Here is a 25,661-nt window from a genome sequence, read left to right on the forward strand (position 1 = left end):
CGCGATCGGCGGGATGAGCAGGGTGCCGATGCGTCCGGCCCAGGTCGTCGCGTTGAGCGAGACGTGGAAGAAGTAGGCGATCCAGTCGTTGACGCCCGAGAGCACGAGCCATCCTTAGAACGCCAGGCCCATGACCCCGAGCGAGGTCCGGACCGGCACGTCGCGGGGGCGCTGCAGAAGGTTGTGCAGTGAACGGTCCTGGGTGAACCGTCGCTCGATCGCCGGATACAGAGCGGCGAGGACGTAGAGGACGGGCAGGAACGCCGGGCTGGCCCAGAACGCCGGTGGTATGTCGTAGTTGCCGAGGTGCATGTCCCACGGCGGGAAGATCCGCAACACCCCCTCGGTCAACAGGACATACCAGTCCGGCTGGGAGCCCGCGGAGATTTGGGCGGGGTCGTAGGGTCCGAAGTTCCAGATCGGGTTGATCTGGAACAGCCCCGCCATCAGGGCGATGACACCGACGGTGACGGCGAAGAACGCGCCGCCCCCTTGGCCGCGAACGCCGTCAGAGTGCCGTTGGTTGGCCGGTCACAGCGATACGCTTGTCTCATGAGCAGGCTGGACCGCATCACCTCGAGTCCCGAGATCTGCCATGGGCAACCGACCGTGCGCGGGCTGCGGTACACCGTCGAGAGTCTGCTGGAGCTGCTGTCCGCAGGGATGTCGGTCGACGACCTGCTCGAGGACTATCCCGACCTCGAACGCGACGATGTGCTCGCGGCTCTGGAGTTCGCGGCCGTCAGCGTGGGTCGGCAACGCGTGGTTCCGCTCGGCGCCTAGGTGAGATTTCTCGTCGACGCGCAGCTGCCGTGGCGGCTCGCTGTGTCCTGGCAGACGCAGGGCATGACGTGGTCCACATGCGGGAACTGGCCGACGGAAACCGGGCGACGGACGGCACGATCGCCGAGATCGCCGACCGGGACGGCCGCGTCGTCGTCACGAAGGACAGGGACTTCCGCGACGGGCATCTACTGGGAGGGACACCGCGTCGGCTGCTGGTTGTCGCGACGGGCAACATCACGAACAGTGCGCTGCTCGACCTCGTCGGTCGACACCTCGCGGAGATCGTCGCTGCGTTCGACGAGGTCGACTTCGTCGAGCTGCGTCCGACGGCACTGGTCCTGCACGGCGGCCCCGGCCCGAGCTGATTCCGGCTGCGGTGTCTCCGCCGACGCCCGGTCAGCTCGCGTTGCCGGCCTTGGCGTCGGCGATGCACTCGGCGCGGGTCATGCCGGTCTGGCTCATGCAAGCCTGTAGTGCAGCCTCGGACGCGGCGTTGCGTTGACGCTCGATCTCCTGCTTCGGGGTGCGGTATTTGCCGACGGACGCCGGGACCTTGCCCTCGCAGACGGGGACGCCGTCGGAGGCCAGGTCGCAGGAGAAGCTCTGCTGCGAGTTGTCCAACGGCTCGCGCGGCTCCGTGGTCGTCCGCACCGGCGTCCGGGGCGCGGAGGTCGGAGGAGTTTGTCGGGACGATCGTCGACGCGGGCGGTGCCGTGGTCGGAAAATGCGAAGTGGTGGGTGGCGCCGTCGCCGGCGCCGGATCCCTGCTGCAGCCGGACGCGAGCACCGCCGCCAGCAGGACCGCCGCGAGCGAGCCGCCGACCGTCCGAAGGCTCGTCCCCACAAGACCCATCCCAACCGCGGTCGGGCCGGCGTGCACGCGGGAGGGGGTGAGGTGCACCCCGACGGGCGAGACCACCGCCGGTTTGTGTCCCGCTCGTCCCACGTCGTGACCGATCGCCCACCCGCGGGGTCAGGCGACGCCGAGGAGCCGGTGCGCGGTGGCGCGGTCGGCGCGGAACTCCGCGGTGGTGACCTCGTGGACGATCCGGCCCTTCTCCATGACCGCGATCCGGTCGCAGACGGCGAAGGCGAGGTGGAGGTCCTGTTCCACGAGCAGCAGGGTCACGCCTTCGCCGCGCAGGGTCGTCAGCAGCTGCGAGATCTGGTCGACGATCGCGGGGGCGAGGCCGTCGGAGGGTTCGTCGAGGAGGAGCAGCGCGGGGTCGGTGAGCAGTGCGCGGGCGATGGCGAGCATCTGCTGTTCGCCGCCGGAGAGCTGCCCGGCTTGTTGGCCGAGGCGTTCCCGGAGCCGGGGCAGGAGGTCGAGGACGGTGTCGACGGTCCAGCGGCGGCCGTGGCCGCGGGTGGCGAGGGCGAGGGTCTCGGCGACGCTGAGGCTGGCCCAGATCCGTCTGCCCTGGGGGACGATCGCGACGCCGGCGCGGGCGATGAGGTCGGGGCGCAGGCCGGCGACGTCGCGGCCGTCGAGCAGGACCCGTCCGGACGTGGGTGACACGAGGCCCATGAGCGTCATCACGAGCGTGGACTTGCCGACGCCGTTGCGCCCCAACAGCCCCAGCGCGCCGCCGGTGGGGACGGACAGGTCGATCCCGGACAGGACGGTGCTGCGGTCGTAGCCGGCGGTGAGGGCTTCGACGGCGAGGGCGGTCATGAGGTGAACAGCTCCTCGCGGCGGGCGGTGCCGAGGTAGGCCTCGCGGACGGCGTCGCTGGCGCGGACCTCGTCGGGGGTTCCGGAGTGCAGGACCCGGCCCAGGTGCAGGACGGTGACGCGGTCGGCGAGGTCGAAGACGAGGTCGAGGTCGTGCTCGACGAACAGGACGGTCACGTCGCGGGGCAGGTCGTCGAGCAGGGCGAGCAGCCGGGCGCTCTCGGCGGGGGACATGCCGGCGGCGGGTTCGTCGAGCATCAGGACGGTGGGGGCGCAGGCCAGGGCGAGCGCCACCTCGAGCTGTTTGCGTTCGCCGTGGGAGAGGGCGGGGACGGGCCGGGCGGCGACGTCGGCGAGTCCGACGTCGGCGAGGAGTTCGGCGATACGGGCGTCGACATCGGGTTGGCGGCGCGGCCACGGCGCGATGCGCGCGCCCCCACCGGCGGGGCCGTGCCGGCGGACCGCGAGTGCGACGGTCTCGGCCGCGGTGAGCGAGGCGAAGAGGCTGGCGTGCTGCAGGGTCTGGCTCATCCCGAGCCGGCAGCGGGCGACCTCCGAGAGTCGTGTGACGTCGCGGTCGGCGAGCCGCACGGTCCCGGCGTCGGGACGCATCCGCCCCGAGAGCAGCCGGAACACCGTCGACTTGCCGGCGCCGTTGGGACCGATCAGGGCGTGCCGGCTGCCGGGTTCGACGGTCAGGTCGACGTCGTCGACGGCTCGCAGCGCGCCGAACGAGCGGCGCAGGCCGTGGCAGGACAGTGCCGGCGTCATGGTCGTCTCCTCCGGAACGGGCGCAGCCCTGCGAGTCCCGCTGCGCCGCGGGGCAGCAGGTACACGACGAGCACGAACACGATGCCGAGCAGCAGTTCGCCGTGGCCGCCGAGGCCAGGGCCGAGTGCGTCGCGGACGAGGATGACGACGGCGGCGCCGACGACGGGTCCCCACAGGGTGCCCGCGCCGCCGATGACGACGGCCAGCAGGACGAGCGCGGCCGTCGTGAACCCGAGGTCGGACGGGGTGACGAGGCGCTGTTGGGCGGCGAGCAGCGATCCGGCGGCGCCGGCGACCGTGCCGGCGGCGACGAACGCCGCGTACTTGTAGACGACGGTCGGGTAGCCGATGGCCCGCATCCGCGGTTCGTTGTCACGGATGCCGCGCAGCGCCGCGCCGAACGGGGAGCGGGCCAGCAGCCACACCAGTGCGAACGCGACCAGGCCGACGACGAGGACGTACCAGTAGAGGTAGCCGGCGTTGAGGAGCGGTTCGCCGCCGAGGCGTGCGGCGGGGATTCCGGAGAGGCCGTTGGCGCCGCCGGTGACGGAGTCCCAGCTCTGGGCGAGCTGGGCGAGGATCTCACCGATGGCCAGGGTCAGCATGAGGAAGTAGACGCCGGCGGAGCGCACCGCGACCCAGCCCGTGGCGGCGGCCGCGACGGCGCCCATGGCCGCCCCCGCCAGCAGCGGGACGGGGATCGCCGCGGTGACGTGGACCGACACCCAGCCGGCGGCGTAGGCGCCTGCGCCGAAGTAGGCGGCGTGCCCGAGCGACGGCAGTCCGGTCACACCGACGAGCAGGTCGAGGCTGACGGCGAGCAGGCCGAACAGGAGCAGCCGGGTGAGGGTCGTCGTCGCGAAGGGTGCGAGGAACAGGGGGGCGGCGGCGAGTACGAGGACGACGACCGTCACGACGGCGATGGTCAGGGGCGAGCGGCGACGTCCGGGTTCCGCGACGGGGGCGGTGCCGCCGACGACGTTGTCGGTGACCCCGGCCGGCCGTGACACGTCGGTCATGCGGTCGCCCCCGACCGGCCGCCGAAGAGCCCGCGCGGACGCACGACGAGAACCAGGGCCAGGGCTCCGAACAGCACGAACGACGCCAGGTCGGGTAGCAGGGCCCGGCCCAGCGACTCGATCTGCCCGATCACCAGGGCCCCGACGAGCGCGCCGCGCACCGACCCCAGCCCCCCGATGACGACGACCACCAGTGCGAGGATCAGCACCGTCGAGTCGAGCCCGACGCTCGCCCCGTACACGGGCCCGCCGAGTACCCCCGCGACGGTCGCCAGCAGGGAGCCGAGCGCGAACACGGTGATCTTGACGCGCCGGTTGTCGACGCCGATCGCCGCGACCATGTCGCGGTCGGCCACGGTGGCGCGGACGAGCGCGCCCAGCGTCGTCCGTTCGACGAGCAGCCACACGCCGACGGCGAGGACCGCTCCGACGCCGATCAGCACCAGCCGGTAGGTCGGGTAGGCGGCGCCGAAGATCGACGTCGAGCCGTCGAGTCCCGGCGGGGCGGGCACGGCCAGGGGGTCGTCGCCGAACAGGATCTGCAGCAGTTCGGCGACGATCAGCGCGACGCCGAGGGTGAGCAGTGCCTGGTCGAGGTGGGAGCGGCGGCGCAGCGGCTCGGTCATGACCGACAGCAGTCCGCCGGCGAGCAGCCCGATCACCGCGGCCAGCCCGAGCGCGCCGAGGAACGCGCCCCACGAGGCGCTGCCGCCGGTGAGGGCCGCCGCCACGTACGCCCCGACGACGAACAGCGCGCCGTGGGCGAGGTTGAGCACGTCCATCATCCCGAAGACGAGCGAGAGCCCGACCGCGAGGACGAACAGCAATGCGCCGATGGCGAGGCCGTTGAGGACGCTGATCAGGTTGGCGGCGACCCAGCCCGTCATACCTGCGCCTTCTGCCCTAGGTCGGCGGTGACGGCGTTGTAGAGCGCTCCGGGGGTGCCCTCGACGGTGCGCAGGTACATGGTCTGCCGCGGGTTCTGGCCGTCGAAGGTCCAGGAGCCGCGGGGGCTGTCGTCGATCGCGCCGACCCCGTCGAGGGCGGCGCTCAGGGAGTCGCCGTCGAGGCCGGTGGCCTTGCCGAGCGCGCGGTCGAGCACTGCGGCGGCGTCCCACGTCGATACCGAGTAGCAGGTGGGGACGGCCTGGTAGGCGCCGCGGTAGGCGTCGACGAACGCGCGGTTGGCGGGGTTGTCGAGCCGGTCGGTGTAGAACAGCGACGTCTTGACGCCGACGGCCGCGGCGCCCTGCGCGGTGAGCACGCCGCCCTCGGTGAGGAAACCGGACCCGTAGAGCGGCACGGTGTCCTTGAGCCCGAACTGGGCGTACTGCTGCACGAAGCGGACCGCCTCGGCGCCCGCGAAGAAGCAGAACACCGCCCCGGCGCCGGACTGGCGGATCTGGGACAGGAACGGCTGGTAGTCCTGGGTGGTGCCGAACGGCGGCGCGGCCTCGCCCGCGATCTTCCCGCCGGCGGCTTCGTAGGCGGCCTTGAACCCGGCGCGTACCTCGGTCCCGGCGGCGTAGTCGGGGGCGATGAGGAAGACCCCGCCCTGCACGTTCTGCTGCGCCAGGTAGGGGCCGGCGGCTGCGGCGACCTGTGCGTTCTGGAACGACGTCCGCCAGACGTAGGGGGTGCGCGCCTTGCCGGTGATGTCGGCGGCGCCGGCGTTGGTGACGACGAGCAGCTTCTTGGCCTCGCTCACCACCGGTGCGGCGCCGAGGGCGGTTGCGGAGTTGACGAGCCCGACGACGACGTCGACCTGGTCGGCCTGCAGCACCCGCTGCACCGCGGGCACTCCGGACTGGGGGTTCTCGCCCTCGTCGGCGACGATCGTGGTGACGTCGCGGCCACCGATCTTCTTGTCGTGCTGGGACAGCCACAGGTCCCAGCCGCGCTGCATGTCGGTGCCGAGTGCGGCGTAGACCCCGGACTGGGGGATCACGAGGCCGACCTTGACCGGTCCGGTCGCGTCGTCTCCGGTGGATCCGGTCGACCCGCCGCCGACGCTGCTGCCGCAGGCGGCGAGTACGGGCGTGGCCGCTGCGGCGCCGAAGAGCGTGAGCAGGGTGCGCCGGGACAGGGTGAACTCCGCCATCGGAATCGCTCCTCGTCGAACGATGTGGTGGGCCGACGTACTACTACGGGGTGTCGGAGGACGCTGATCCTGTCGAACCACACGAAAGGGCGTCAACTCTCGGAGAGGCCCCGGACGGCGATTCGTGGCACGATTCGGACGATGTCGTCAGGGCTGACCGGCGACCTTTCGGAAGTGCGCCGCCGGGGTGTGCCCGAAATGCCGGCGGAAGGCGTCGACGTACCCGTTGAGCGACGCGTAGCCGACCCGCCGCGCCACTCCTGCCACGGGAAGGCCGTCGGCCAGCAGGGGGAGCGACGCGCGCAGTCGTACCTGGGTGCGCCAGTCGGTGAACGTCATCCCGGTGCCCACGGCGAATGCGCGTCGCAGCGTGCTCACGCTCGTGCCGACCTCGACCGCCCAGTCGTCCAACGACCGCTGGTCCGCGGGTGCCGCGGTCAGCCGCGTGGCGACGACCCGCGCCCGCGGGTCGGCGGGCAGCGCCACCGCGACCCCGGGGTCCGCGACGGGCCCGACGAGTCCGAACAGAAGGGTGCGGGCCGAGTCCTCGACGGTCCGCAGCTCCGGCCCGGCCAACGCGAGGAGCAGCTCCCGCAGCAGGGAGCCCACCGCGATCACGGTCGGCTCGGTCCAGTCGAGCGGGCACGCGTGTGGCCACACGTACAGGCAGTGCAGGGTCGACGGCGGCCGGTTGACGAGGTCGTGTGGCACGTGTGCCGGGAGGAACAGCGCCCGGGTCGGCGGCAGTACCCAGGTCCGTGAGCCGACGACCGCCGTCGTCAGACCGTCGCCGACCCACGCGATCTGGTGCTGGTGGTGGCGGTGCAGCCCCCAGCCGGCGGGCTCGTCGGGCGGGAAGCGGCAGATCCACATGTCGCGCTCCGCGTCACCCTCGTGGCCGGTGTAGGGCGGCGACTCGACCGCGAGTGTCATGGTGGCTCCGTGGGGTGGGTTGAACGCTGAGCTGGTGTCGACGGGACTTTACTGAGGTTAGCCTCACCGACGCAGATCGACGACCTCGTGGAGACCGCGTGCGCCCCCGTTCCCTCCTGCTCGCCGCCGTGCTCGTGCTGGCCGCGGGCTGTTCGTCCACCGCCCCGACGACGCCCGAGCCGGAGGTGGTTCCGCAGGCAGCCTTCCCGGTGTCCGTCGAGCACGAGTTCGGCACGACGACCGTGCCCGCGGCACCGCAGCGGGTGGTCAGCGCCGGGTACACCGAGCACGACACCCTGCTCGCGCTCGGCGTCACACCCGTCGCCGTGACCGACTGGTACGGCGACCATCCGTACGCGACGTGGCCGTGGGCGAAGGAGAAGCTGGGTTCGGCGACCCCGACCGTGCTCACTGCGAGTGACGGCCCGGACTACGAGAAGATCGCCGCGCAACGGCCCGACCTGATCCTCGCGACGAACGCGGGCCTGGACCGCGCGCAGTACGACCGGCTCTCCGCCATCGCCCCGACCGTCGCGCAGCCGAAGGGCAGCATCGCCTGGTTCGGGCCGTGGGACGCGCAGGCCCGCCTCATCGGGGCGGCCGTCGGCAAGGCGGATGAGGCGAACGCGCTGGTCGACGGCCTGAAGAAGCGGTTCGCCGACACTGCCGCCGCGCATCCCGCTTTCGCCGGGACCCCGGCGATCTTCCTGCAGGCGCCCTTCTACGACGGCCACGCCATCGCCTACCAGGCCGGGTTGTCGACGGCGTTCCTCACCGACCTGGGGTTCACCGTGCCCGCCGACATCGACCGCTTCGGGCGGACGGGTGACGTGAGCCAGGCCCACATCCCGCTCGAGAACCTCGGCGTGCTCAATGCCGGCAAGGTACTGGTCTGGGGGACCGAGGACGCGGCGGCCCGCGCCGAGCTGGAGGCGCAGCCGGTCTACCGCACGCTCACTCCCGTGCAGAACGGCAACCTGGTCTTCACCGACGCCACCCTCGCCGGGGCGATCTACTTCTCCAGCCCGCTGTCGCTGCCCTACGTGCTCGACCACCTCGTCCCGCAGCTCGACGCCGCACTGGCAGGCAACCCCGAGACGAAGCCCGCCGCCTGACCGTGTGGACCCGGTCGACCCGCCGCCGACTGCCCGCTCACCCGGTGCGGTCGGCGGCGGTGTGCTCGGCGACGGCGGGATCGGCGACGGCGGGATCGGCGACGGCGGGACCGGGCGGGGTGTGGTCGCGCAGGCGCGCGGTCAGCGCGTCGAGTGCGGCGCGGAGCTCGTCGGCGGAGTCGGCCGTCATCCCGGTGGCCTCGACGACGGAGGCCTGGGCGGCGACCGCGTCCTGGTAGAGGTCGCGGCCGGCGGGGGTGCAGGCCACGAGCAGCACGCGTTCGTCGGCGAGTGACCGCTGCCGGGTGACGAGCCCGAGCTGGGCGAGCCGCTTGACGAGCGGGGACAGGGTGCCGTTGTCCAGCGACAGTCGTTCACCCAGGTCCCTGAGGCTCAGGCCGGGGGCCTGGTCGCCGGCTGCGGTCCGGTCGTGCTCCCACAGGACGAGCATCACGATGTACTGGCTGTAGGTGAGGCCGGTGGCGCTCAGCGCGGCGCGGTAGCAGCCGGTGATGGCGCGGGACGCGGAGTAGAGCGCGAAGCACAGCTGGTCGTCCAGCAGGAGCCCTGACTCGGTCATGGGGCCAGTTTACGTGACGGGCAACTCTGTCGTGTGCAACTCTGTTGTGCACAACGCAGATGGGAGTAGGTTGGCGGCCGAGAAGGTCCGCACATCGATCAGAGGAGCAGCCATGCCCGCACGTACGTCGACCGCTGTCTGGAACGGCGACCTGAACAACGGCACGGGCCAGATGGTCGTCGGGAACAACGCCTACGCCGGGGATTTCTCGTTCAAGTCCCGCTTCGAGGAGGGCGCCGGCACCAACCCGGAGGAGCTCATCGCCGCCGCGCACGCGGGCTGCTACTCGATGCAGCTCTCCGCGATGCTCGCCGCCCAGGGCAAGAACCCGACGAGCGTGTCGACCACGGCCCACGTGACCCTGCAGATCGTCGACGAGAAGCCGACGATCACCAAGATCGCACTCGACACCGTCGGCGTCGTGCCCGGCCTCTCGAGCGACGAGTTCACGAAGTTCGCCGAGGACGCGAAGGCGGCGTGCCTGGTCACCCGGGCGCTGGCCGGGGTCGAGAACGTCACTCTGAAGGCCGAGCTCGGGAACTGACACACCTCACGCCTCCCGGCGACGCACCATCTCCGTGATCCAGGCGGGCGCGTAGGGGGACGTGCAGTTCGGGGGCGTCGGGTAGTCCTTCAGGACGCCCAGACGCTCCCCGATGTCGAGCGCGCGGGCGCGGTGCGCGGGGTGCTCGATCCCGATCTGGGCGAGGCAGTGGTTCATCGCCCACTGCAGCCGGTCGGGGGCGTCCTTCAGGTGCGCCTCGATGGTGCCGAGCAGGCCTGCGAGGTCGAGGCCGTCGGGCTTCTTCGCCACGCGCTCGACGGTCAGCGCCCAGCCCGCGCTCGCGACGACGGGGTCGGGGTCGTCGGTCCACCGCACCCGCAGCGCCTCGGCGTTCGGGTTCTTCTTCACGACGTAGTTGACCAGCCAGTCGTGCACCTTCGGCGTGCGCGACTCCCGCAGCATCGTGTCGAGCTGCTCGAGCTCGAACGCCTTGGGTCGGCAGATGAGCAGGGCGAGGAGCCGGGCGGCGCTCTCGTCGGTGGCCCAGAGCTCGACGGCGAGGTCCTGCTGGGTCTTCAGCCGCTTGGCGACGGCACGCAGCTTCGTGAGGTTCACGGCGTGGTCGTCGCCGTGCCTCTCGTTGACCTCGCGGATCCGGGGGTCCCCGAGCTCGTCGAGTTCGGTGAGGAGTTCGGGGACCGCCGCGGCAGGAGCGGACACGCCGGTCAGTCCTTCAGGTGCGTCGCGAGGAACGCGAGCGTCTGGGGCCAGGCCTCCGCGGCGGCGCGCTCGTCGTAGAACGAGGGGGCGTCCCAGTTCGAGAAGGCGTGCCCGGCGTCGTGGAGCTGGATGGTGACGTCGTCCTTGCCCGCCATGGCCTGCTCGACCTCGGCGATCGCCTCGGCGGGGATGAACGGGTCGCGGTTGCCGTAGTGGAACAGCGTCGGGCAGGTCAGGTCGTCGGCCTTGCCGAGCATCGAGTTGATGGCGGAGCCGTAGTAGGGGACGGCGGCGTCGATCCCGCGGCCGTCGACGCGGGCGCTGGTGGCGCACAGGAAGGTGAGGGCGCCGCCGAGGCAGAATCCGATCGCGCCGACCTTCCCGGTGCACTCGGGCATGGCCCGCAGGTGGGCGAGGGTCGCGGTGATGTCACCGGCGGCCGCGCCGAAGTCGAGGCGGCCGACCATCGCCATGCACGTCTCCATGTCGGACTCGTCCTTGCGCTCGAAGCGGGGTTCGAGCCGCCAGAACATGTCGGGCGCGAGCGCGACGTAGCCCTCCCCGGCGAGGCGGTCGCAGATGCCGCGGATGTTGTCGTTGATCCCGAAGATCTCCTGGAAGACGAGCAGCCCGGGTCCGCTGCCGGAGTCGGGCAGGGCGCGGTAGGCGTCGAACTGTCCCCCGTCTGGGGCGGTCACCTTCACGTAGTCGGCCACGGTGCTCAGGAATACCACCCGGGACGTGCCGCGTCGCCTGTCCGGGGCGTTCGACGTTGCGGGACAACGTGGTCGCGTGATTGCCTCCGGGGGTGCCGATGACGACCAGGGGCGCGGTGCTGCGCGAGGTGCCGGGGCGGTTCGAGGTCGTCGAGCTGGAGCTCGACGACCCGCGTCCCGGTGAGCTGCGGGTCAGGATGGTGGCGAGCGGGCTGTGCCACTCCGACGACCACCACGCCACGGGCGACCTGAAGGTCGGGCGGCTGCCGTTCGCGGGCGGCCACGAGGGCGCGGGGATCGTCGACGCCGTCGGGCCGGGGACCACGGGCTTCGCCGAGGGCGACCACGTCGTGTTCACGTTCCTGCCGGTGTGCGGGCGCTGCCGCTGGTGCGCCCACGGCATGCAGAACCTCTGCGACCTCGGAGCCTCCCTGGCCACCGGCGCGCGCTGGGAGGACCCGACGTCGTTCCGGCTCTCCCTCGACGGCGAGCCCGTCGCGCAGATGGCCGGCATCTCGACGTTCTGCGAGTACACGACGGTGTCGACGTCGTCGGCGGTGAAGGTGCCGTCGGACGTCCCGCTGGAGGTGGCGTGCCTGACCGGCTGCGGCGTCGGTACCGGATGGGGTGCGGCGGTGAACTCGGCGCAGGTGCGGCCGGGTGACGTCGTGATCGTGATGGGCGTCGGCGGCATCGGGATGAACGCGGTGCAGGGCGCGGCGCACGCGGGTGCGGCCGTCGTCATCGCGGTGGATCCGGTGGAGTTCAAGCGGATGACGGCCCTGACGTTCGGCGCGACCCACGCCGTCGCCGACATCAAGGAGGCCGCGGAGCTGGCCCGGTCCATGACCAACGGGCAGGGCGCCGACTCCTGCGTCGTGTGCCCGGGCGTCATCACGGGAAAGCATGTGGGCCAAGGACTGCGGGCCGTGCGCAAGGCCGGCACGTGTGTCGCCGTCGGGGTGGGCGACGTGCGCACCGGCGACGGCGACATCCCGCTCGCCGAGCTCGTGCTGTTCCAAAAGCGCCTGCAGGGCAGCCTGTTCGGGGCCAGCGCCCCGACCGCCGACATCCCGGCCCAGCTGGAGCTCTACCGCCGCGGCATCCTCAAGCTCGACGAGCTCGTGACCCGCCGCTACACCCTCGACGAGGTCGCCCAGGGCTTCGACGACATGCACGCCGGCCGCAACATCCGCGGCGTCGTCGTCTACTGAGCGCTGTCAGTCGGTGACGGTCCCGGCGAGCAGCGGCTCGAACGGGACGTCGGGGAACTTGCGCAGGATCACTTCCATGCGCCACTTGTTGCTGAACACCGCCAGCCGCACCCCGTCGCTGCGCAGCAGCACCTCGCACTCGGACTGGCTCGACAGCGCGGCCTCGCCGGCCTCGTCGGTGACCCGGGCGATCTGGTAGGGCAGGACGTCGAGCCGGATGGGCGCGGAGAACTCCGACGCCATCCGGGCGGCGACGACGTCGAACTGCAGCGGTCCGACCGCGGCCAGCACCGGCGCCTGGTCGCCGCGCAGGTCCGAGCGCAGCACCTGGATGACGCCCTCGCCGTCGAGCTGCTCGATACCGCGGCGGAACTGCTTGGTCTTGCCGGCGTCGGCGGTGCGGGCGACGGCGAAGTGCTCCGGCGCGAAGCTGGGGATCGCCGGGAAGGTCACGGCGTCGTCGGAGTAGAGCGTGTCGCCGGGGCGCAGCGCGTTGGCGTTGACGAGGCCGACGATGTCGCCCGGGAACGCCTCCTCGACGGTGGTGCGCTGGTTGCCGAACACCGACTGCGCGTACTTGGTGGCGAACGGCTTGCCCGTGGCGCCGTGGGTGAGCACCATGCCGCGCTCGAACCGCCCGGAGTTGATGCGCAGGAACGCCATCCGGTCGCGGTGGGCCTTGTCCATGCCCGCCTGCACCTTGAAGACGAGCCCGGACAGCGGCGCGTCGAGCGCGCGGGGGCGGCCCTCGGCGTCCTCGCGTTCCGACGGCGCCGGGGCCAGCTCGACGAGCGCGTCGAGCAGCCGGGCGACCCCGATGTTGGACAGCGCCGCCCCGAACAGCACCGGGGTCGCCTTGCCCGACAGGAAGTCCTTCTCGTCGAACGTCGCGCCGATCTCGGCCAGCAGGGCGATCTCGTCCTGCGCCGTGGACCAGAAGTCGGGTTCCTCGGCGGCGATGACGTCGGCCTCGACCTTCTCCGCCGACGCGCGGGTGGCTCCACCGGCGGCGCGGGTGAAGCGGGTGAACTCGCCCGTCGACACCTCGATCAGCCCGCGCAGCTCGCCCGCCACACCCAGCGGCCAGGTGACGGGCATGGGGCGCAGGCCGATCGTCTGCTCCACCTCGTCGAGCAGCTCCAACGCCTCACGGCCCGGCCGGTCCCACTTGTTGACGAACGTGATCACCGGGATGTGGCGGGAGCGGCACACGTCGAACAGCTTGAGCGTCTGCGGTTCGAGGCCCTTCGCGGCGTCGAGCAGCATCACCGCGGCGTCGACCGCGGCCAGCACGCGGTAGGTGTCCTCGGAGAAGTCGCCGTGGCCCGGGGTGTCGAGCAGGTTGATGACGGCGCCGGAGTACTCGAACTGCAGCACCGCGCTCGACACCGAGATGCCGCGCTGGCGCTCCATCTCCATCCAGTCGGACGTGACGCCCTTGCGGCCGGACTTGCCGTGCACCGCACCCGCCGAGTCGATCACCTGCGCGTGCAGCGCCAGCGCCTCGGTGAGCGTCGACTTGCCCGCGTCGGGGTGGCTGATCACCGCGAACGACCGGCGGCGGCGCGCCTCGTCGACGATGCGGTCGGGTGTGGTGGGGGTGTCGCTCATCTGGCGTCCTGCTCACGCGTCTCACGGCCCGTCGCGCGGTGTGCGACGGTCACCTCGTCCTGCCTGCGGGCTCGGGGGCCGACAGTGCCTTCAGGTCCCGGGCCAGTGACTGCAGCCCGTGCAGCTGCGCGCCCAGCGCCTCGATCCTGGCCTCGGCCGCCGCACGGTACAGCGCGAGGCGGCTGCGGACCTCGGCCGCCCGGTCGTCGTCGGGGCCGTGCACGCCGGCGCGGGCGGTGTCCATGAGCTGGACCAGGTCACGGATCTGGTCCAGCGTCAGGTTCAGGGGCTTGAGCGACTTGACCAGCTGCAGTCGCTCCACGTCGGCGTCGGTGTAGAGGCGGAAGCCGCCCACGCTGCGCGCCGACGGCACCACGAGGCCGACCTCGTCCCAGTGCCGGATCGTGCGCAGGGACAGGCCGACGCGGCCCGCGACCTCGCCGATCTGCAGCACCCGGCCCTCCCTCACGACGACCCCTCGACCCTACCCGCGGGGGAGGGTCGGACCGTCATCCGTGGGCGCCGGAGAGGTGCCCGGCGAGGCTGGCGTGGCGGGCGGCGCTGTTCTTGTTCATGCCGACGATCTCCACGGTCGTGCCGTGCGCCTCGTAGCGGGTGGTGATGGCGTCGAGCGAGGCGACGGTGGAGGCGTCCCACACGTGGGCGGCGGACAGGTCGACGACGACGTGCGGCGGGTCGTTCGCGTAGTCGAACCGGAAGACCAGGTCGTTCGAGGAGGCGAAGAACAGCTGGCCGGTCACCCGGTAGGTCTTGGTGGTGCCCTCGGCGTCGAGCACCCCGGTGACGTCGACGAGGTGCGCCACCCGTCGCGCGAACAGCACCATCGCGACGAGCACCCCGACGCCCACGCCGTAGGCGAGGTTGTGGGTGGCCACGGTGACGGCGACGGTCGCGACCATCACCGTGGTCTCGCTGCGAGGCATCCGCTTCAGCGTCGCGGGCCGCACGGAGTGCCAGTCGAACGTCCCGACCGCGACCATGACCATGACCCCGACGAGCGCCGCCATCGGGATCTGCGCGACGACCGGGCCGAGCACCACCACGAGCACCAGGAGGAACGTGCCGGCGAGGAACGTCGAGAGCCGGGTACGCGCGCCGGACTTCACGTTGATCATCGTCTGGCCGATCATCGCGCAGCCGCCCATGCCGCCGAACAGGCCGGTGACGATGTTGGCCACACCCTGGCCCCACGACTCGCGGGTCTTGTCCGAGTGCGTCTCGGTGATGTCGTCGACGAGCTTGGCCGTCATCAGTGACTCGATCAGCCCGACCAGCGCCATCGCGACGGCGGACGGCCCGATGATCGCGAGCGTCCCGAACGTCAGGGGGACCGCAGGCAGGCCGAGCACCGGAAGGCTGTCGGGCAGCGCGCCCTGGTCGCCGACCGTCGGCACCGCGACGCCCGCGGCGATCGTGAACGCGGTGAGGACGACGATCGCGACCAGCGGCGCGGGCACCGCCCTGGTCAGCCGCGGCAGGCCGACCATGATGGCGAGACCGGCGGCGAGCAGCGCGTAGACCTGCCACGGCACGCCGACCAGGTACGGCAGCTGCGCGGTGAAGATCAGGATGGCGAGCGCGTTGACGAAGCCGACCATCACCATCCGCGGCAGGAACCGCATCAGCCGGGCCACGCCGACCAGGCCGAGCACGACCTGCAGTGCGCCGCCCAGCAGGACCGCGGCGACCAGGTACTCGACGCCGTGTTCGCGGACCAGCGGGGCCACGACCAGCGCGACCGCCCCCGTGGCCGCGGAAATCATCGCCTTGCGGCCGCCGACGATCGAGATCGTCACCGCCATCGTGAACGACGCGAACAACCCGACGCGGGGGTCGACACCGGCGATGATCGAGAACGAGATGGCCTCGGGGATCAGCGCCAGCGCGACCACGAGCCCGGCGAGGATCTCGGTGCGCAACACCTTCGGGGAGAACCTGGTTCTGGGCAGCACCGAGGAAGCCATCATTACTTTCGCGAGGGAGGTGGGAGGCGGACGCACGCACCGATGGGGGTCCGCTGCGCCGAAAACCCTACCGTCGGGTGAGGGTTGTGCCCGCATCCTCGGAGCGCGCTGTCGGCAGCCTCACACCCGTCCGGCCCCCACCCGTCAGCGCAGGGTGACCTCGTCGCCGACCCGGATCGTCCCGCCCTGCACGACCTCGGCGTAGCAGCCCGCGCACGGCAGCACCCCGAACCCGGGCACGTCGACACGGTTGCGGGTCAGCACCGTCCGTACCGCCTGAGGTGAGCGGGGCAGGTCGCCGTGTTCGAGGGTCGGCACGGAACAGCGCGGCGTCGGCACCGAGATGCGCAGGACCGTCCACTCGCCGACGTGCAGCTCCCGGCCCACCCAGTCGTTCTCGACGAACGGCGGCGTGCCCGGCGGCGTCTCCAGGACCAGGTTGGGGCGGTAGCGGATGTGCTCGACACCGACCTCGTCGAGGGTGGCGCTGGTGATCAGGTGCAACGGCGCGTAGTCGACGAAATTCGTGCCCGGGGTGCCCATCCCGATCTCCAACGTCGCCGCGGGGACGACGGCCTCGACCCCTTCGGCGAGAACGTCCTCCGGGTCGGGACGTTCGACGGTGGCGCCGTCGGGCCGGTCGGTGGCGACGCGCACGACCCGGCCGAGCTCGGCGGACAACCGCTCGTCGACCTCCGGGGACGCCGCGTCGAGCGTCCAGCCCGCCGGGGAGGTGATCACGACGTGCCCGTCGTCGACGGTCGCCGAGTACTTCAGCAGGCCACGCCACAGCCGCGGGTGCTTGGCCGTGGCGACGAGCCCGGACTCGTCGTCGATGATCGCGATCCCGCGGTCGCTGCGCAGACCCGCTGCGTCGACCCGGCCCTCGCTGATCCGCTCGCCCAGCATCGACTTCACCGGGTACCGCCACATCGTCGTCACCTGCATGGGCGCAGCGTAGGCAAGCCTTCGACATGTCGACGCCTTGCGGTCAGGACCTGACCGCAACGTCCGCCAACATGGACCTCGTGCAGAACCGCCTGTCGTCCCGCGCGCTGGGCCGCGCCACGCTCGCCCGGCAACTCCTGCTCGACCGCGCCGACCTGCCCGTCCGCGACGCCGTCGCCCACCTCGGCGGGGTGCAGGCTCAGGAGCCGCAGGAACCGTTCGTCGGGCTGTGGTCGCGGCTGCGCGGGTTCGACCCGGCCGTGCTGTCGGGTCTGCTCGTCGACAGGCAGGTGGTGCGGACGACCCTCATGCGCCGCACGATCCACCTCGTCACCGCCGACGACGCGCTGGCCTGGCGGTCGCGCCACGACGCGATGCTGCGTCAGCGGATGCTCGGCGTGTACCGCCAGGACCTCGCCGGGATCGACCTCGACGAGCTCGCCGCCGCCGGCCGCGAACTGATGGCCGACGGACAGCCCCGCTCGCAGACCGAGGTCGGGCGTGCGCTGAACGAGCGCTGGCCGGGACCGGCACCACGGGTCCTGGGCGAGGCTGTCGTCGCGACGCTCGTGCCGATGGCGCAGCTGCCGCCGCGCGGGGTGTGGCGCGTCAACGCCGGGGCGCGGAACACGACCCTGGCCGCGTGGCTGGGGTGCGACGTCGACCCGCCCGCCCCCGACGGGACCGACCCCGTCGGCGAGCAGCTGGTGCGCCGCTACCTGGCCGCCTACGGGCCCGCGGCGAGCGCTGACCTGCGCGCCTGGTGCGGCCTGGCCGGGCTGCCCGCCGCCGTCGCTGCGGTGCGCCCGGAGCTGGTCTCGTTCCGCGACGAGCGCGGCCGCGAGCTGCTCGATCTCCCCGACGCCCCGCGCCCCGACCCCGACACCCCCGCCCCGGTGCGGTTCCTGCCCGCCTTCGACAACGCGATCCTCGGCTACGACGACCGCAGCCGGATCGTCGACGACGCCTACCGCGGGCTCTCCGTCGCGGGGGAGCGGGCGGTACTGGTCGACGGTCGGGTGGCGGCGACGTGGATCGTCGCCGACGGTGTCGTCGTCGTGACCCCGTTGCGGCGCTTCACCCGCGCCGACCGCGCCACCGTCGCGGAGGAGGGCCGGCTCGTCGCCGCGTTCCTCTCCGACGGCGAGCACGACCGGGTGCGGATCGTCGCGTCCCCGCGGTGACGGCGACCCCCTGTGAGTGGCGATAGTCGCTATAGCGACTATCGCCACTCACGAGGTCTGACCTGCGGGCCAGTCGGGCAGGTCGGCGTCCTTGACGACGCCGGTGGCATTGAGGAACCCGGCGGCCATCCGGTAGAAGCCGACGAGCACGACCAGCTCGACGCGCTGCACGTCGGTCCAGTCGTCGCCGAGCTCGGCCCAGGTGGCGTCGGAGACGTCGACGGAGTCGAGGACCTCGTCGGCGGCGCGGAGCAGGGCGCGATCGCGCGGCGACCACTCCTCGGAGTCGCCGGCGACGCGGGCGATCTCGTCGTCCGTCAGGCCGGAGCGACCGCCGATCAGGACGTGCTGCGCCCACTCGTAGACGCAGCCGCACCGCCACGCCGTGCGGAGCACGACGAGCTCGCGCTCGCGGGCGGGCAGCTCACCGCGGGTGAGGAAGAAGCCGCCGAGGACGTTGAACCGCTTCATCAGCCGCGGGTGCCGGGCCATCGTCCGGAAGATCGCCAGCGGGACGCCGCGGTCGTCGCCCATCGTCTTGGCGAGCATCTCGGCGACGTCGGGGTCGGGGTCGTCGACGGGTGTGACACGGGGGTCGGCGGCGTGCGGGAACGGCATCAGCCGACGACCTTCGACTCGCGCAGCGCGGCGATCTCGGTGTCGTCGAGGCCGAGGCGGGCGCGCAGCACCTCGTCGGTGTGCTCGCCGAGGGCGGGCAGCGCCGTCGGTTCCTGCCCGACCAGCGAGCTGGCCACCTTGATCGGGTTGCCGATCGTGCGGATGGTGCCGAGGTCTCGGTTCGTGGTGTCCTGGCGCATCAGGCGGGCGGCGATCTGCTCGTCGTCGAGCAGGTCCTCGGTGGTGTTGACCGGCGCCGACGGGACGCGCGCGGCCTGCAGCTCCGCGACGGCCTGGCCGCGGGTGCGGACACGCGTCCACTCCTCGATGGCAGGCCGGACGATCGTCTCGTGCGCCTTGGAGCGCATGTGCCCGGTGGCGAGGTCGGGGTGGTCGACGAGGTCGGGCCGGTCGATGCAGCCGCACAGCGCGGCCCATTCGCGCGGGTTGAGGACCGCGATGATCACGTAGCCGTCGCTCGCCTCGAACGGCCCCCACGGCGACTGCAGCGCGTACTGGCCGCGGCCCATCGACTCGCCCAGGTGCTCCTGGTAGGCCATCGGCAGGTCGTTCATGAGCAGGCAGGCGTCGAACATCCCGATGTCGACGCGGGTGCCCTCCCCGGTGCGGTCGCGGTCGCGCAGCGCGACGAGCGTGCCGGCGAAGGCGCAGGTGCCGGAGAAGATGTCCGACATCGCGAAGCCCATCCACGCCGGCGGGCGGTCCTTCTCCCCGGCGAGGTGGGTGAGGCCGGCCATGGCCTCGGCGATGATCGCGTAGGCGGGCTGGTCGCGGTGAGGGCTGGGGAGCACGTCGTCGTGGCCGAAACCGCTGATCGAGGTGTAGACGAGGCGCGGGTTGAGCTCGTGCAGCCGCTCCCACGAGAAGCCGAGACGGGCCAGCACGCCGGGCCGGAAGTTCTCGACGAGCACGTCGGCCTGGGTGACCAGCTCGGCGAGGAGCTCCTTGCCGCGCTCGGACTTCAGGTCCAGCTCGACGCTCTTCTTCCCGCGGGTGAAGCGCAGGATGTTGAGGTTCGTCGACCCGCCCGGGCCGTGCAGCTCGTAGCCGGCCTTGCGGTAGGTCTCGCCGCCGACGGGCTCGACCTTGATCACCTCGGCGCCGAAGTCGGCGAGCATCATGCTCGTCACCGCCCCGCTGACGATCTGGGTCAGGTCGACGACCGTGATGCCGTCCAGTGCGCGTACCGCCACGAATCCCCCGCTCCGGGTTCTCACGCTCACTGTGTGAGAACTATGCTTGCCAGATGGCACCACGGTAGGAATGGGTCGAGGGCCCCGTCAAGGGCCAGTAGGCTCGCCGCGATCAGGAAGGGGAGTGACCGGTGCGCTCCATGCAGCGGGTGGTCGCGATCCTCGAGGCCGTGGCCGCGTCCCCGGGTCCCGCCACGGCCGCCCGGGTCAGCGCCGGGATCGAGCTGTCCATCTCGACCGTCTCGCGGATCATGCGCGACCTCGCCGAGGAGCAGCTGCTCGACCGTCTCGACGACGGCTCCTACCTGCTCGGCTCGCGGATGTTCAAGCTGGTCCGCGACGCGCGCGAGGGCGGCGACGCGATGACGACGATCCACCGCGTGCTCGCGGAGCTGCGCGACCGCACAGGCGAGACCGCCTCGTTGCACGTGCGCCGCGATGACACCCGCGTGTGTATCGCGTCGGTCGACAGCCGCCACGAGCTGCGCCGGGTCGTCCCGGTGGGCGACGCGATCCCCCTGGTCGGCACGGCGACCGGGCACGTCCTCATGGCCGAGCTGCCCGCGGCCGAGCAGACCGCGCTGATCGACAGGGCGCGGGCGACCTCGTCGCGGGTCGAGCTGCTGGGCCGGCTTCGCGAGGCCGCCGAGAACGGTTGGGCGGTGCAGGCCGACGGGCTGATCTCCGGCGTCACCGGGGTCGCGGCGCCGGTGCGCGTGGGCGGGCGGACCGTCGCGGCCGTGACCCTGTCGGGCCCGACGACGCGGATGCCGATCGAGGTCGTCGAGAAGATCCTGCCCGACCTCGAGGACGCGGCGCGCCGGATCGAGCCCTGGGTGCGGGAGCCCTAGCCTTCGCGTGCGGCGCGGCCCCCGGCTGCGGCCCTGGCCGCGGCGCTCTCGAGTGGAAGCGCGTTGTGCTCGCGGGACAGGATCTCCACCGCGACCGGCACGTCGATGCCCAGGCGGTCGAGCTCGATCAGCCAGCTGTGCAGGTCGATCACGCCGTCGCCGGGGGTGAGCCGGAACTCCAGCGCGTCCTCGGCCGGATCGGGCCGGGGCGTGGCGAGCATGTCGTTGAGCTGCACCGAGACCACGAGCCCTGCATGGGGTGCGAGTTCGTCGGAGGAGACACCGGCCCGATGGAAGTGGTAGGCGTCGAGCACGATCCCCGCGTTCGACGCGCCCGCCGCCGTGATCAGCGCTGCGGCCTGCGCGGGCGTCGAGACCGGCGAGTTGGCGCGCGGCTCGAACCCGACGGTCAGTCCGTGCTCGGCGGCCCGCGCGCACATGCCCGCGAAGCGCTCCGCGAGCCGGGGCTCGTCCACACCGACGAGCTGGATCGTCGTCACCTGCCGGCAGCCGAGCGCGTCGGCCAGCGCGAAGACGGCCTCCTCGTCGTCGCGCCCGCCCGAGTCCCAGCCTTTGAGCGGCTCGATCTCGGGCGCGGGGAAGCCGTCGAGGGCGGCGACGACGGCGTCGATCCCTGCAGCCGCTTCCCCCGGGGCGAGCGCGAGCCCTGTGAACCCGGCCGCGGCCGCGGCGCGGGCCCTGTCGCGCAACGGGTGTCGCGGTGGCTTGCTCATGTGTTCGCCGGTCAGCGTGAAGTAGCTGGCGACGAGGTCGGTGCGGTCGAGAAGGCCCACGTCATTCTGCCTTTGCGGGCACGAGCGCCATACCGTGCGTCCCGCCGAAGCCCGGCCCGATGTTGTTGTCCAGCGTCGCCACGACCTCGTAGGACGTCAGGTCGACGACGCTCACCGAGCCCGTCTTCAGGTTCGCCACGAACGCCGTGCCGCCGTCGGCGGAGAAGCGCGTGGTGAACGGCAGCTCGTCGACCTCGACCGCCGCGAGCAGCGTCATCGAGTCCGGATCGACGACGTTGACCCGGCCGCTGACCGGCCCCGGTGGGCTGTCGGGGGAGGGGAACAGGAACTCGGTGACGACGACGCGTCCGTCCGGCGCGACCCGCAGCGCCGACACGTACTCGTCGAAGTCGAGCTGCCCGACGACCTCGTCGGTCGCGACGTCGATCTTCAGCAGCCGCGGCGTCGGGGTGCCGGGCGGCGGCGTGGCTTTGTTGAGCCGGCCCTGCGAGACGTTGATGACCAGGCTCATCATCGGCGTCGCGACGAACGCGAACCGGCCGTCGGGGGAGCAGTCGATCTCCTCCGCGCCGCCGGGCGAGGCGATCTCGCCGAGCTGACGACGTCCGCGCAGGTCGGCCACCGAGATGACCGGCGCCTCCTTGTGCGCCACATAGGCCTTCGATCCGTCGGGGGTGATCGCCATCCAGTGCGCGTTGCGCGCCTGCAGCGGGATGTTGGCGACGATCGTCCGGGTCGCGGCGTCGAGCACGACGATTCCGTTGCCGCCGTCGCCGGTCTCGACGCCGGTGTAGATGACGTCGGCCGCCGGATCGAACTCGACGTCGTGCGGCGCCTCGTAGGGGCTGATGTCGATGACGTCGACGACCTCGCGCGCGTCGACGTCGATCACCGAGATCTCGTGCGCCTTCGGCTTGCCCTCGTTGTAGGCGCCGGCCCGGTAGGTGTGGGCGAGGTAGGCGAGGCGGCGGCCGGCGTCGAACGCCATCTCGTGCGGCTGCGCGACCAGGCCCTCGACCGTGTCGAGTTTCTCCAGCGTCGTGGCGTCGAAGAAGTCGAGCGTGCACCCGAACTGGCTGCACACCATGAGCACGTCGCCCGTCACGCCGGAACCTCCAGGTTGAGCGCCGGGTCGGCCAGGCCCGCGGTGAACTGCACCAGCTCGTAGGTCGCGGTGCCGTCGACGACGAACGGGTCGCCGTCGAACAGGGCGCGGGCGGCGTCGGGATCGGTGCCGCGGGCGACGATCACGCCACCGGCGGCGCCGACCCGTGGGCCGGAGAACAGGAAGCGGTGCGCGTCGACGTTCTCCTGCACGAACGCCTTGTGGGCCGCGAACAGTGGACCGTCCCGGTCGATGTCGCGGTGGTACGTCAGCAGGCACACGAACATGGCGGTCGTCCTCGACTCGTCCGGCAGGTACCCGCCCGATCATTCCCTCGGCGACGCCGCCGCGTCCAGCGCTGACGGCTTCCAATTCTCACGGAATGGTTGTTACGCTCACTGGGCGAGTGGTAGATGTGAGGACCGCGATCGAGGCCGGCACCGACGACGGCCGCAGAAGGAGGAAGCGTGTCCGCAGGCCGGCCCAAGGAGATCCGCTTCAACGCGCTCGAACAGGGCAACCCGAGCTTCCAGTCGTTCGGGCTGTGGGCCCACCCGCGCGACAAGGCGGTCGACTACACGTCGATCCGCTACTGGGCCGACTACGCACAGCTACTGGAGCGCGGCCTCTTCGACAATCTGTTCATCGCCGACGTCTACGGCATGCCCGACGTCTACCGCGGCAACGCCGACGGCGCCCTGCGCAACGGGTCGCAGGCGCCCAGCGTCGACCCCGCCGTCCTGCTCCCCGGCATGGCCGCGGTCACCGAGAACCTCTGCTTCACGATGACCGGCAGCGCCACCTACGAGCGGCCGTACCAGTTCGCGCGCCGCCTCTCCACACTCGACCACCTGCTCGACGGCCGGCTGGGCTGGAACATCGTCACCAGCTACCTCGGCAGCGGCGCCCGCGCGATGGGCCTGGACGGCCTGATCCCCCACGACCGCCGCTACGACATGGCCGACGAGTTCTGCGACGGTGTCTACCGGCTGTGGGAGGAGTCCTGGGGCGAGGGCTCGCTGCCCAAGGACAAGGCCACCCGCGTCTACGCCGACCCGTCGAAGATCACCCGCATCGACTTCGACGGCGAGTTCCACCGCTTCAGCGCGATCCACGCCGTCGAGCCGTCGCCGCAGCGCACCCCGGTCCTGTTCCAGGCCGGTGGCTCCCCGCGCGGCCGGCAGTTCGCCGCCACCCACGCCGAGGGCATCTACCTCAACGGCACGACGATCGAGATCGTCCGCGACAAGATCGCCGTCATGACCAAGGAGCTGGAGGCGGCCGGCCGCCCGCGCGACTCGGTCAAGTTCTTCGCCGGCGTCTCGGTGTTCGTCGACGAGACCGAGGAGCTCGCCCGCGCCCGCTACAACGACTACCTGAAGTACTCGTCGTTCGAGGGCCTGATCTCGACGATGTCGGGCCTGATGGGCATCGACCTGTCGGAGTACCCCGTCGACAAGCCGATCGAGTACGAGGAGAACGACTCCAACCGCTCCGCGCTGGAGATGTTCACCCGCGGCAACTCCTGGACGGTCCGCCAGGTCCTCGAGGAGAAGGCCTTGTGCGGCACCAACATGGCGCTCATCGGCAGTCCCACGCAGATCGCCGACGAGCTCATCCGCTGGATGGACGAGACCGACCTCGACGGCTTCAACATCGCGCGCATCGTGGCGCACGAGACGTACGAGAACTTCATCGACATGGTCGTCCCGGTCCTGCAGGAGCGGGGCCGGTACAAGACCGAGTACGCCCCCGGCACGTTCCGGGAGAAGCTCTTCGGCAGCACCCGCATCCCGGAGTCGCACCGGGCCGGCTCGTTCCGCCGCTGACCCCGAACCCTGTGAGCGGCAATAGTCGCTATAGCGACTATTGCCACTCACAAGGCATTTCGGCGCACCACCTCACCGTGGAGGTTCTGTGTTCAACGACGACCGCATCCTCACGACCCACACCGGCAGCCTGCCGCGCCCGGACGACCTGACGGCGATGGTCTACGACCAGATCGACGGCAAGCCCGTCGACGTCGAGGCCCTGGGTGCCCGGATCGACGAGGCCGTCGCCGGCGCCGTCGCGCAGCAGCGCGAGGCCGGCATCGACATCGTCTCCGACGGGGAGATGGCCAAGCCCGGCTTCATGAACTACGCCGCGAGCCGGCTCACCGGGTTCTCCGGTGTGGCCGACCCGTTCGCCCTGCTCGACATGGACGACGCCCCCGAACTGCTCGTCGCGCAGTACGGCGGTGAGGCCGGCGCGCACATCCGGCTGCCCACGTGCACCGGCGACGTGACCTACGTGGGTCACGACGCCGTCGCCGCCGACATCGCCCGCTTCACCGCGGTACTCGGCGACTCGGGTGCGGCGGCGGGGTTCCTGCCCGCGATCTCGCCCGGCTGCGTCGCCCTGTTCACCCCGGACGAGCACTACGGCGACTACGAGACCTACCTGTTCGCCGTCGCCGACGCGATGCGCGAGGAGTACAAGGCGATCGTCGACGCCGGGCTGATGCTGCAGATCGACTCGCCCGACGTCCCGGGTGGCAAGCATTTCTCGACGTGGAGCACCTACGTCGCCGACAAGGGGTTCGCGGCCCACGTCGACCTGCACCTCGCCGCGCTGGCCCGGGCGCTCGACGGGCTGCCGGCCGACCGCGTGCGGCTGCACATGTGCTGGGGCAACTACGCCGGCCCGCACCTGATGGACGTCGCGCTCGAGGAGGTGCTCGTGCCCGCCCTGGCGCTGCCCGTCGGGTCGATCTCCTTCGAGGGTGCCAACCCGGCCCATGAGCACGAGTGGGAGCTGTTCGAGCGCATCGCGTTGCCGGACGACAAGGTCATCAGCCCTGGCGTCATCGACACGAAGACCAACGTCGTCGAGCGGCCCGAGCTGGTGGCGCAGCGCATCGAGCGGTACGCGGGGCTCGTCGGCAGGGAGCGGGTGCAGCCCAGCACCGACTGCGGTTTCGGGACGTTCGTGGGCTTCGGCCCGGTCCTGCCGAAGGTGTCCTGGCTCAAGCTGCGCTCCCTCGGCGCGGGCGCGGAACTGGCCTCGTCGCGCCTCTGGTGAGACCCCTCCCGAACGAACGGCACAGTCGCGCCCCTGAATTGCGCGACTGTGCCGTTCGTGCAGGTCGGGGCGGCGTGTCCTCACCCGGTGGGGTGAACCTGGGCCGGGGGTGGTCCTCTCACCGAGACACCTTGCGGTAGCAAACACTGGGTCTGACCCGCTGATATTCCGCAGGTACCGCTGAGTAACCAAC

At 71.6% G+C, this 25,661-nt stretch carries 28 protein-coding genes and 1 pseudogene; 9 read left to right on the plus strand and 20 right to left on the minus strand.

All coding sequences use genetic code 11. The annotated features are described in order from the left end of the window. Positions 1-489: pseudogene (locus tag PSU4_RS18895) on the minus strand (cytochrome b family protein); the annotation flags it as partial. A gap of 63 nt (positions 490-552) precedes the next feature. Here PSU4_RS18895 and PSU4_RS18900 point away from each other — a divergent pair. Together PSU4_RS18900 and PSU4_RS18905 are read left to right on the plus strand one after the other, a co-directional pair. Beyond that, complete coding sequence (locus tag PSU4_RS18900) at positions 553-783, plus strand: DUF433 domain-containing protein (RefSeq protein WP_147110123.1); 231 nt, start codon at positions 553-555, stop codon at positions 781-783. Positions 784-812: 29 nt separating this feature from the next. After that, positions 813-1,151, plus strand: coding sequence for a DUF5615 family PIN-like protein (locus tag PSU4_RS18905; protein WP_281290706.1), 339 nt, complete (start codon positions 813-815; stop codon positions 1,149-1,151). Positions 1,152-1,182: 31 nt separating this feature from the next. Here the strand turns inward: PSU4_RS18905 and PSU4_RS18910 are convergent, their stop codons facing one another. From PSU4_RS18910 to PSU4_RS18940, 7 genes are all read right to left on the minus strand, one after another. Then, a complete protein-coding gene (locus PSU4_RS18910) occupies positions 1,183-1,437 on the minus strand; it encodes a hypothetical protein (RefSeq protein ID WP_147110125.1) in 255 nt (84 codons plus the stop codon). Between the two features lie 322 nt (positions 1,438-1,759). Beyond that, positions 1,760-2,461: an ABC transporter ATP-binding protein gene (locus tag PSU4_RS18915; RefSeq protein WP_147110127.1), complete on the minus strand. Its 702-nt coding sequence runs from the start codon at positions 2,459-2,461 to the stop codon at positions 1,760-1,762. Continuing rightward, positions 2,458-3,231 carry an ABC transporter ATP-binding protein gene (locus tag PSU4_RS18920; protein ID WP_147110129.1) on the minus strand — a complete coding sequence of 258 codons (774 nt, stop codon included), beginning with the start codon at positions 3,229-3,231 and terminating at the stop codon, positions 2,458-2,460. Before PSU4_RS18920 ends, PSU4_RS18915 begins: the two co-directional genes overlap by 4 nt. Further along, complete coding sequence (locus PSU4_RS18925) at positions 3,228-4,250, minus strand: branched-chain amino acid ABC transporter permease (RefSeq protein ID WP_147110131.1); 1,023 nt, start codon at positions 4,248-4,250, stop codon at positions 3,228-3,230. The genes PSU4_RS18920 and PSU4_RS18925 overlap by 4 nt, the downstream gene beginning before the upstream one ends. Beyond that, positions 4,247-5,137, minus strand: a complete 891-nt coding sequence (locus PSU4_RS18930) for a branched-chain amino acid ABC transporter permease (RefSeq protein WP_147110133.1) — start codon at positions 5,135-5,137, stop codon at positions 4,247-4,249. Before PSU4_RS18930 ends, PSU4_RS18925 begins: the two co-directional genes overlap by 4 nt. Next, positions 5,134-6,351 (minus strand): ABC transporter substrate-binding protein, encoded by a 1,218-nt coding sequence (locus tag PSU4_RS18935; RefSeq protein ID WP_147110135.1) that lies wholly within the window; start codon positions 6,349-6,351, stop codon positions 5,134-5,136. Before PSU4_RS18935 ends, PSU4_RS18930 begins: the two co-directional genes overlap by 4 nt. A 147-nt stretch (positions 6,352-6,498) precedes the next feature. After that, positions 6,499-7,284: a helix-turn-helix domain-containing protein gene (locus tag PSU4_RS18940; RefSeq protein ID WP_147110137.1), complete on the minus strand. Its 786-nt coding sequence runs from the start codon at positions 7,282-7,284 to the stop codon at positions 6,499-6,501. 98 nt (positions 7,285-7,382) lie between these two features. On the opposite strand from PSU4_RS18940, the gene PSU4_RS18945 reads away from it, so the two are divergent. Next, a complete protein-coding gene (locus PSU4_RS18945; protein WP_147110139.1) occupies positions 7,383-8,399 on the plus strand; it encodes an ABC transporter substrate-binding protein in 1,017 nt (338 codons plus the stop codon). A 37-nt stretch (positions 8,400-8,436) separates the two neighbouring features. Here the strand turns inward: PSU4_RS18945 and PSU4_RS32830 are convergent, their stop codons facing one another. Beyond that, positions 8,437-8,979, minus strand: coding sequence for a MarR family winged helix-turn-helix transcriptional regulator (locus PSU4_RS32830; RefSeq protein WP_147110141.1), 543 nt, complete (start codon positions 8,977-8,979; stop codon positions 8,437-8,439). A 112-nt stretch (positions 8,980-9,091) separates the two neighbouring features. Between PSU4_RS32830 and PSU4_RS18955 the strand changes: the two genes are divergently transcribed. Further along, on the plus strand, positions 9,092-9,523 hold the full coding sequence (locus PSU4_RS18955; RefSeq protein WP_147110143.1) for an OsmC family peroxiredoxin: 432 nt from the start codon (positions 9,092-9,094) through the stop codon (positions 9,521-9,523). A 6-nt stretch (positions 9,524-9,529) separates the two neighbouring features. Here the strand turns inward: PSU4_RS18955 and PSU4_RS18960 are convergent, their stop codons facing one another. Then, positions 9,530-10,204, minus strand: coding sequence for a DNA alkylation repair protein (locus PSU4_RS18960; protein ID WP_147110145.1), 675 nt, complete (start codon positions 10,202-10,204; stop codon positions 9,530-9,532). A gap of 5 nt (positions 10,205-10,209) precedes the next feature. After that, entirely contained in the window at positions 10,210-10,920 is a 711-nt protein-coding gene (locus PSU4_RS18965; RefSeq protein ID WP_246115208.1) for a dienelactone hydrolase family protein, read from the minus strand. Between the two features lie 98 nt (positions 10,921-11,018). Here PSU4_RS18965 and PSU4_RS18970 point away from each other — a divergent pair, with 98 nt between their 5' ends. Then, positions 11,019-12,134 (plus strand): NDMA-dependent alcohol dehydrogenase, encoded by a 1,116-nt coding sequence (locus PSU4_RS18970; RefSeq protein WP_147110148.1) that lies wholly within the window; start codon positions 11,019-11,021, stop codon positions 12,132-12,134. 6 nt (positions 12,135-12,140) lie between these two features. Here the strand turns inward: PSU4_RS18970 and PSU4_RS18975 are convergent, their stop codons facing one another. The 4 genes from PSU4_RS18975 to PSU4_RS18990 form a co-directional block, all read right to left on the minus strand. Then, positions 12,141-13,745 (minus strand): peptide chain release factor 3, encoded by a 1,605-nt coding sequence (locus PSU4_RS18975; protein ID WP_147110149.1) that lies wholly within the window; start codon positions 13,743-13,745, stop codon positions 12,141-12,143. 49 nt (positions 13,746-13,794) lie between these two features. Continuing rightward, entirely contained in the window at positions 13,795-14,199 is a 405-nt protein-coding gene (locus PSU4_RS18980) for a MerR family transcriptional regulator (protein WP_246115209.1), read from the minus strand. Positions 14,200-14,254: 55 nt separating this feature from the next. Continuing rightward, a complete protein-coding gene (locus tag PSU4_RS18985) occupies positions 14,255-15,733 on the minus strand; it encodes a SulP family inorganic anion transporter (RefSeq protein ID WP_147110209.1) in 1,479 nt (492 codons plus the stop codon). A 141-nt stretch (positions 15,734-15,874) separates the two neighbouring features. Then, complete coding sequence (locus tag PSU4_RS18990; protein WP_147110150.1) at positions 15,875-16,678, minus strand: MOSC domain-containing protein; 804 nt, start codon at positions 16,676-16,678, stop codon at positions 15,875-15,877. A 71-nt stretch (positions 16,679-16,749) separates the two neighbouring features. On the opposite strand from PSU4_RS18990, the gene PSU4_RS18995 reads away from it, so the two are divergent. Next, complete coding sequence (locus PSU4_RS18995) at positions 16,750-17,862, plus strand: winged helix DNA-binding domain-containing protein (protein WP_147110151.1); 1,113 nt, start codon at positions 16,750-16,752, stop codon at positions 17,860-17,862. 48 nt (positions 17,863-17,910) lie between these two features. On the opposite strand, the gene PSU4_RS19000 is transcribed toward PSU4_RS18995, so the two are convergent. Together PSU4_RS19000 and PSU4_RS19005 are read right to left on the minus strand one after the other, a co-directional pair. Beyond that, a complete protein-coding gene (locus tag PSU4_RS19000; RefSeq protein WP_147110152.1) occupies positions 17,911-18,480 on the minus strand; it encodes a carboxymuconolactone decarboxylase family protein in 570 nt (189 codons plus the stop codon). After that, positions 18,480-19,694 (minus strand): CaiB/BaiF CoA transferase family protein, encoded by a 1,215-nt coding sequence (locus tag PSU4_RS19005; protein ID WP_186817054.1) that lies wholly within the window; start codon positions 19,692-19,694, stop codon positions 18,480-18,482. The genes PSU4_RS19000 and PSU4_RS19005 overlap by 1 nt, the downstream gene beginning before the upstream one ends. 140 nt (positions 19,695-19,834) lie before the next feature. Here PSU4_RS19005 and PSU4_RS19010 point away from each other — a divergent pair, with 140 nt between their 5' ends. After that, positions 19,835-20,545: an IclR family transcriptional regulator gene (locus PSU4_RS19010; RefSeq protein ID WP_246115213.1), complete on the plus strand. Its 711-nt coding sequence runs from the start codon at positions 19,835-19,837 to the stop codon at positions 20,543-20,545. Here PSU4_RS19010 and PSU4_RS19015 read toward each other — a convergent pair. The 3 genes from PSU4_RS19015 to PSU4_RS19025 are packed head-to-tail and all read right to left on the minus strand — an operon-like array spanning position 20,542 to position 22,692. Next, positions 20,542-21,339 (minus strand): sugar phosphate isomerase/epimerase family protein, encoded by a 798-nt coding sequence (locus PSU4_RS19015; RefSeq protein ID WP_147110156.1) that lies wholly within the window; start codon positions 21,337-21,339, stop codon positions 20,542-20,544. The genes PSU4_RS19010 and PSU4_RS19015 overlap by 4 nt on opposite strands. 1 nt (position 21,340) lies before the next feature. Continuing rightward, positions 21,341-22,405 (minus strand): YncE family protein, encoded by a 1,065-nt coding sequence (locus PSU4_RS19020; protein WP_147110158.1) that lies wholly within the window; start codon positions 22,403-22,405, stop codon positions 21,341-21,343. Next, positions 22,402-22,692, minus strand: a complete 291-nt coding sequence (locus PSU4_RS19025) for a YciI family protein (RefSeq protein WP_147110160.1) — start codon at positions 22,690-22,692, stop codon at positions 22,402-22,404. The genes PSU4_RS19020 and PSU4_RS19025 overlap by 4 nt, the downstream gene beginning before the upstream one ends. A gap of 180 nt (positions 22,693-22,872) precedes the next feature. Here PSU4_RS19025 and PSU4_RS19030 point away from each other — a divergent pair, with 180 nt between their 5' ends. Further along, on the plus strand, positions 22,873-24,234 hold the full coding sequence (locus PSU4_RS19030) for an LLM class flavin-dependent oxidoreductase (protein ID WP_147110162.1): 1,362 nt from the start codon (positions 22,873-22,875) through the stop codon (positions 24,232-24,234). A gap of 88 nt (positions 24,235-24,322) precedes the next feature. Beyond that, positions 24,323-25,468, plus strand: a complete 1,146-nt coding sequence (locus PSU4_RS19035; RefSeq protein ID WP_147110164.1) for a cobalamin-independent methionine synthase II family protein — start codon at positions 24,323-24,325, stop codon at positions 25,466-25,468. The last annotated feature ends 193 nt before the right edge of the window (positions 25,469-25,661 follow it).

It is taken from the genome of Pseudonocardia sulfidoxydans NBRC 16205 (genome assembly GCF_007989085.1).
In the GTDB taxonomy this organism is placed as follows: Bacteria; Actinomycetota; Actinomycetes; order Mycobacteriales; family Pseudonocardiaceae; genus Pseudonocardia; species Pseudonocardia sulfidoxydans.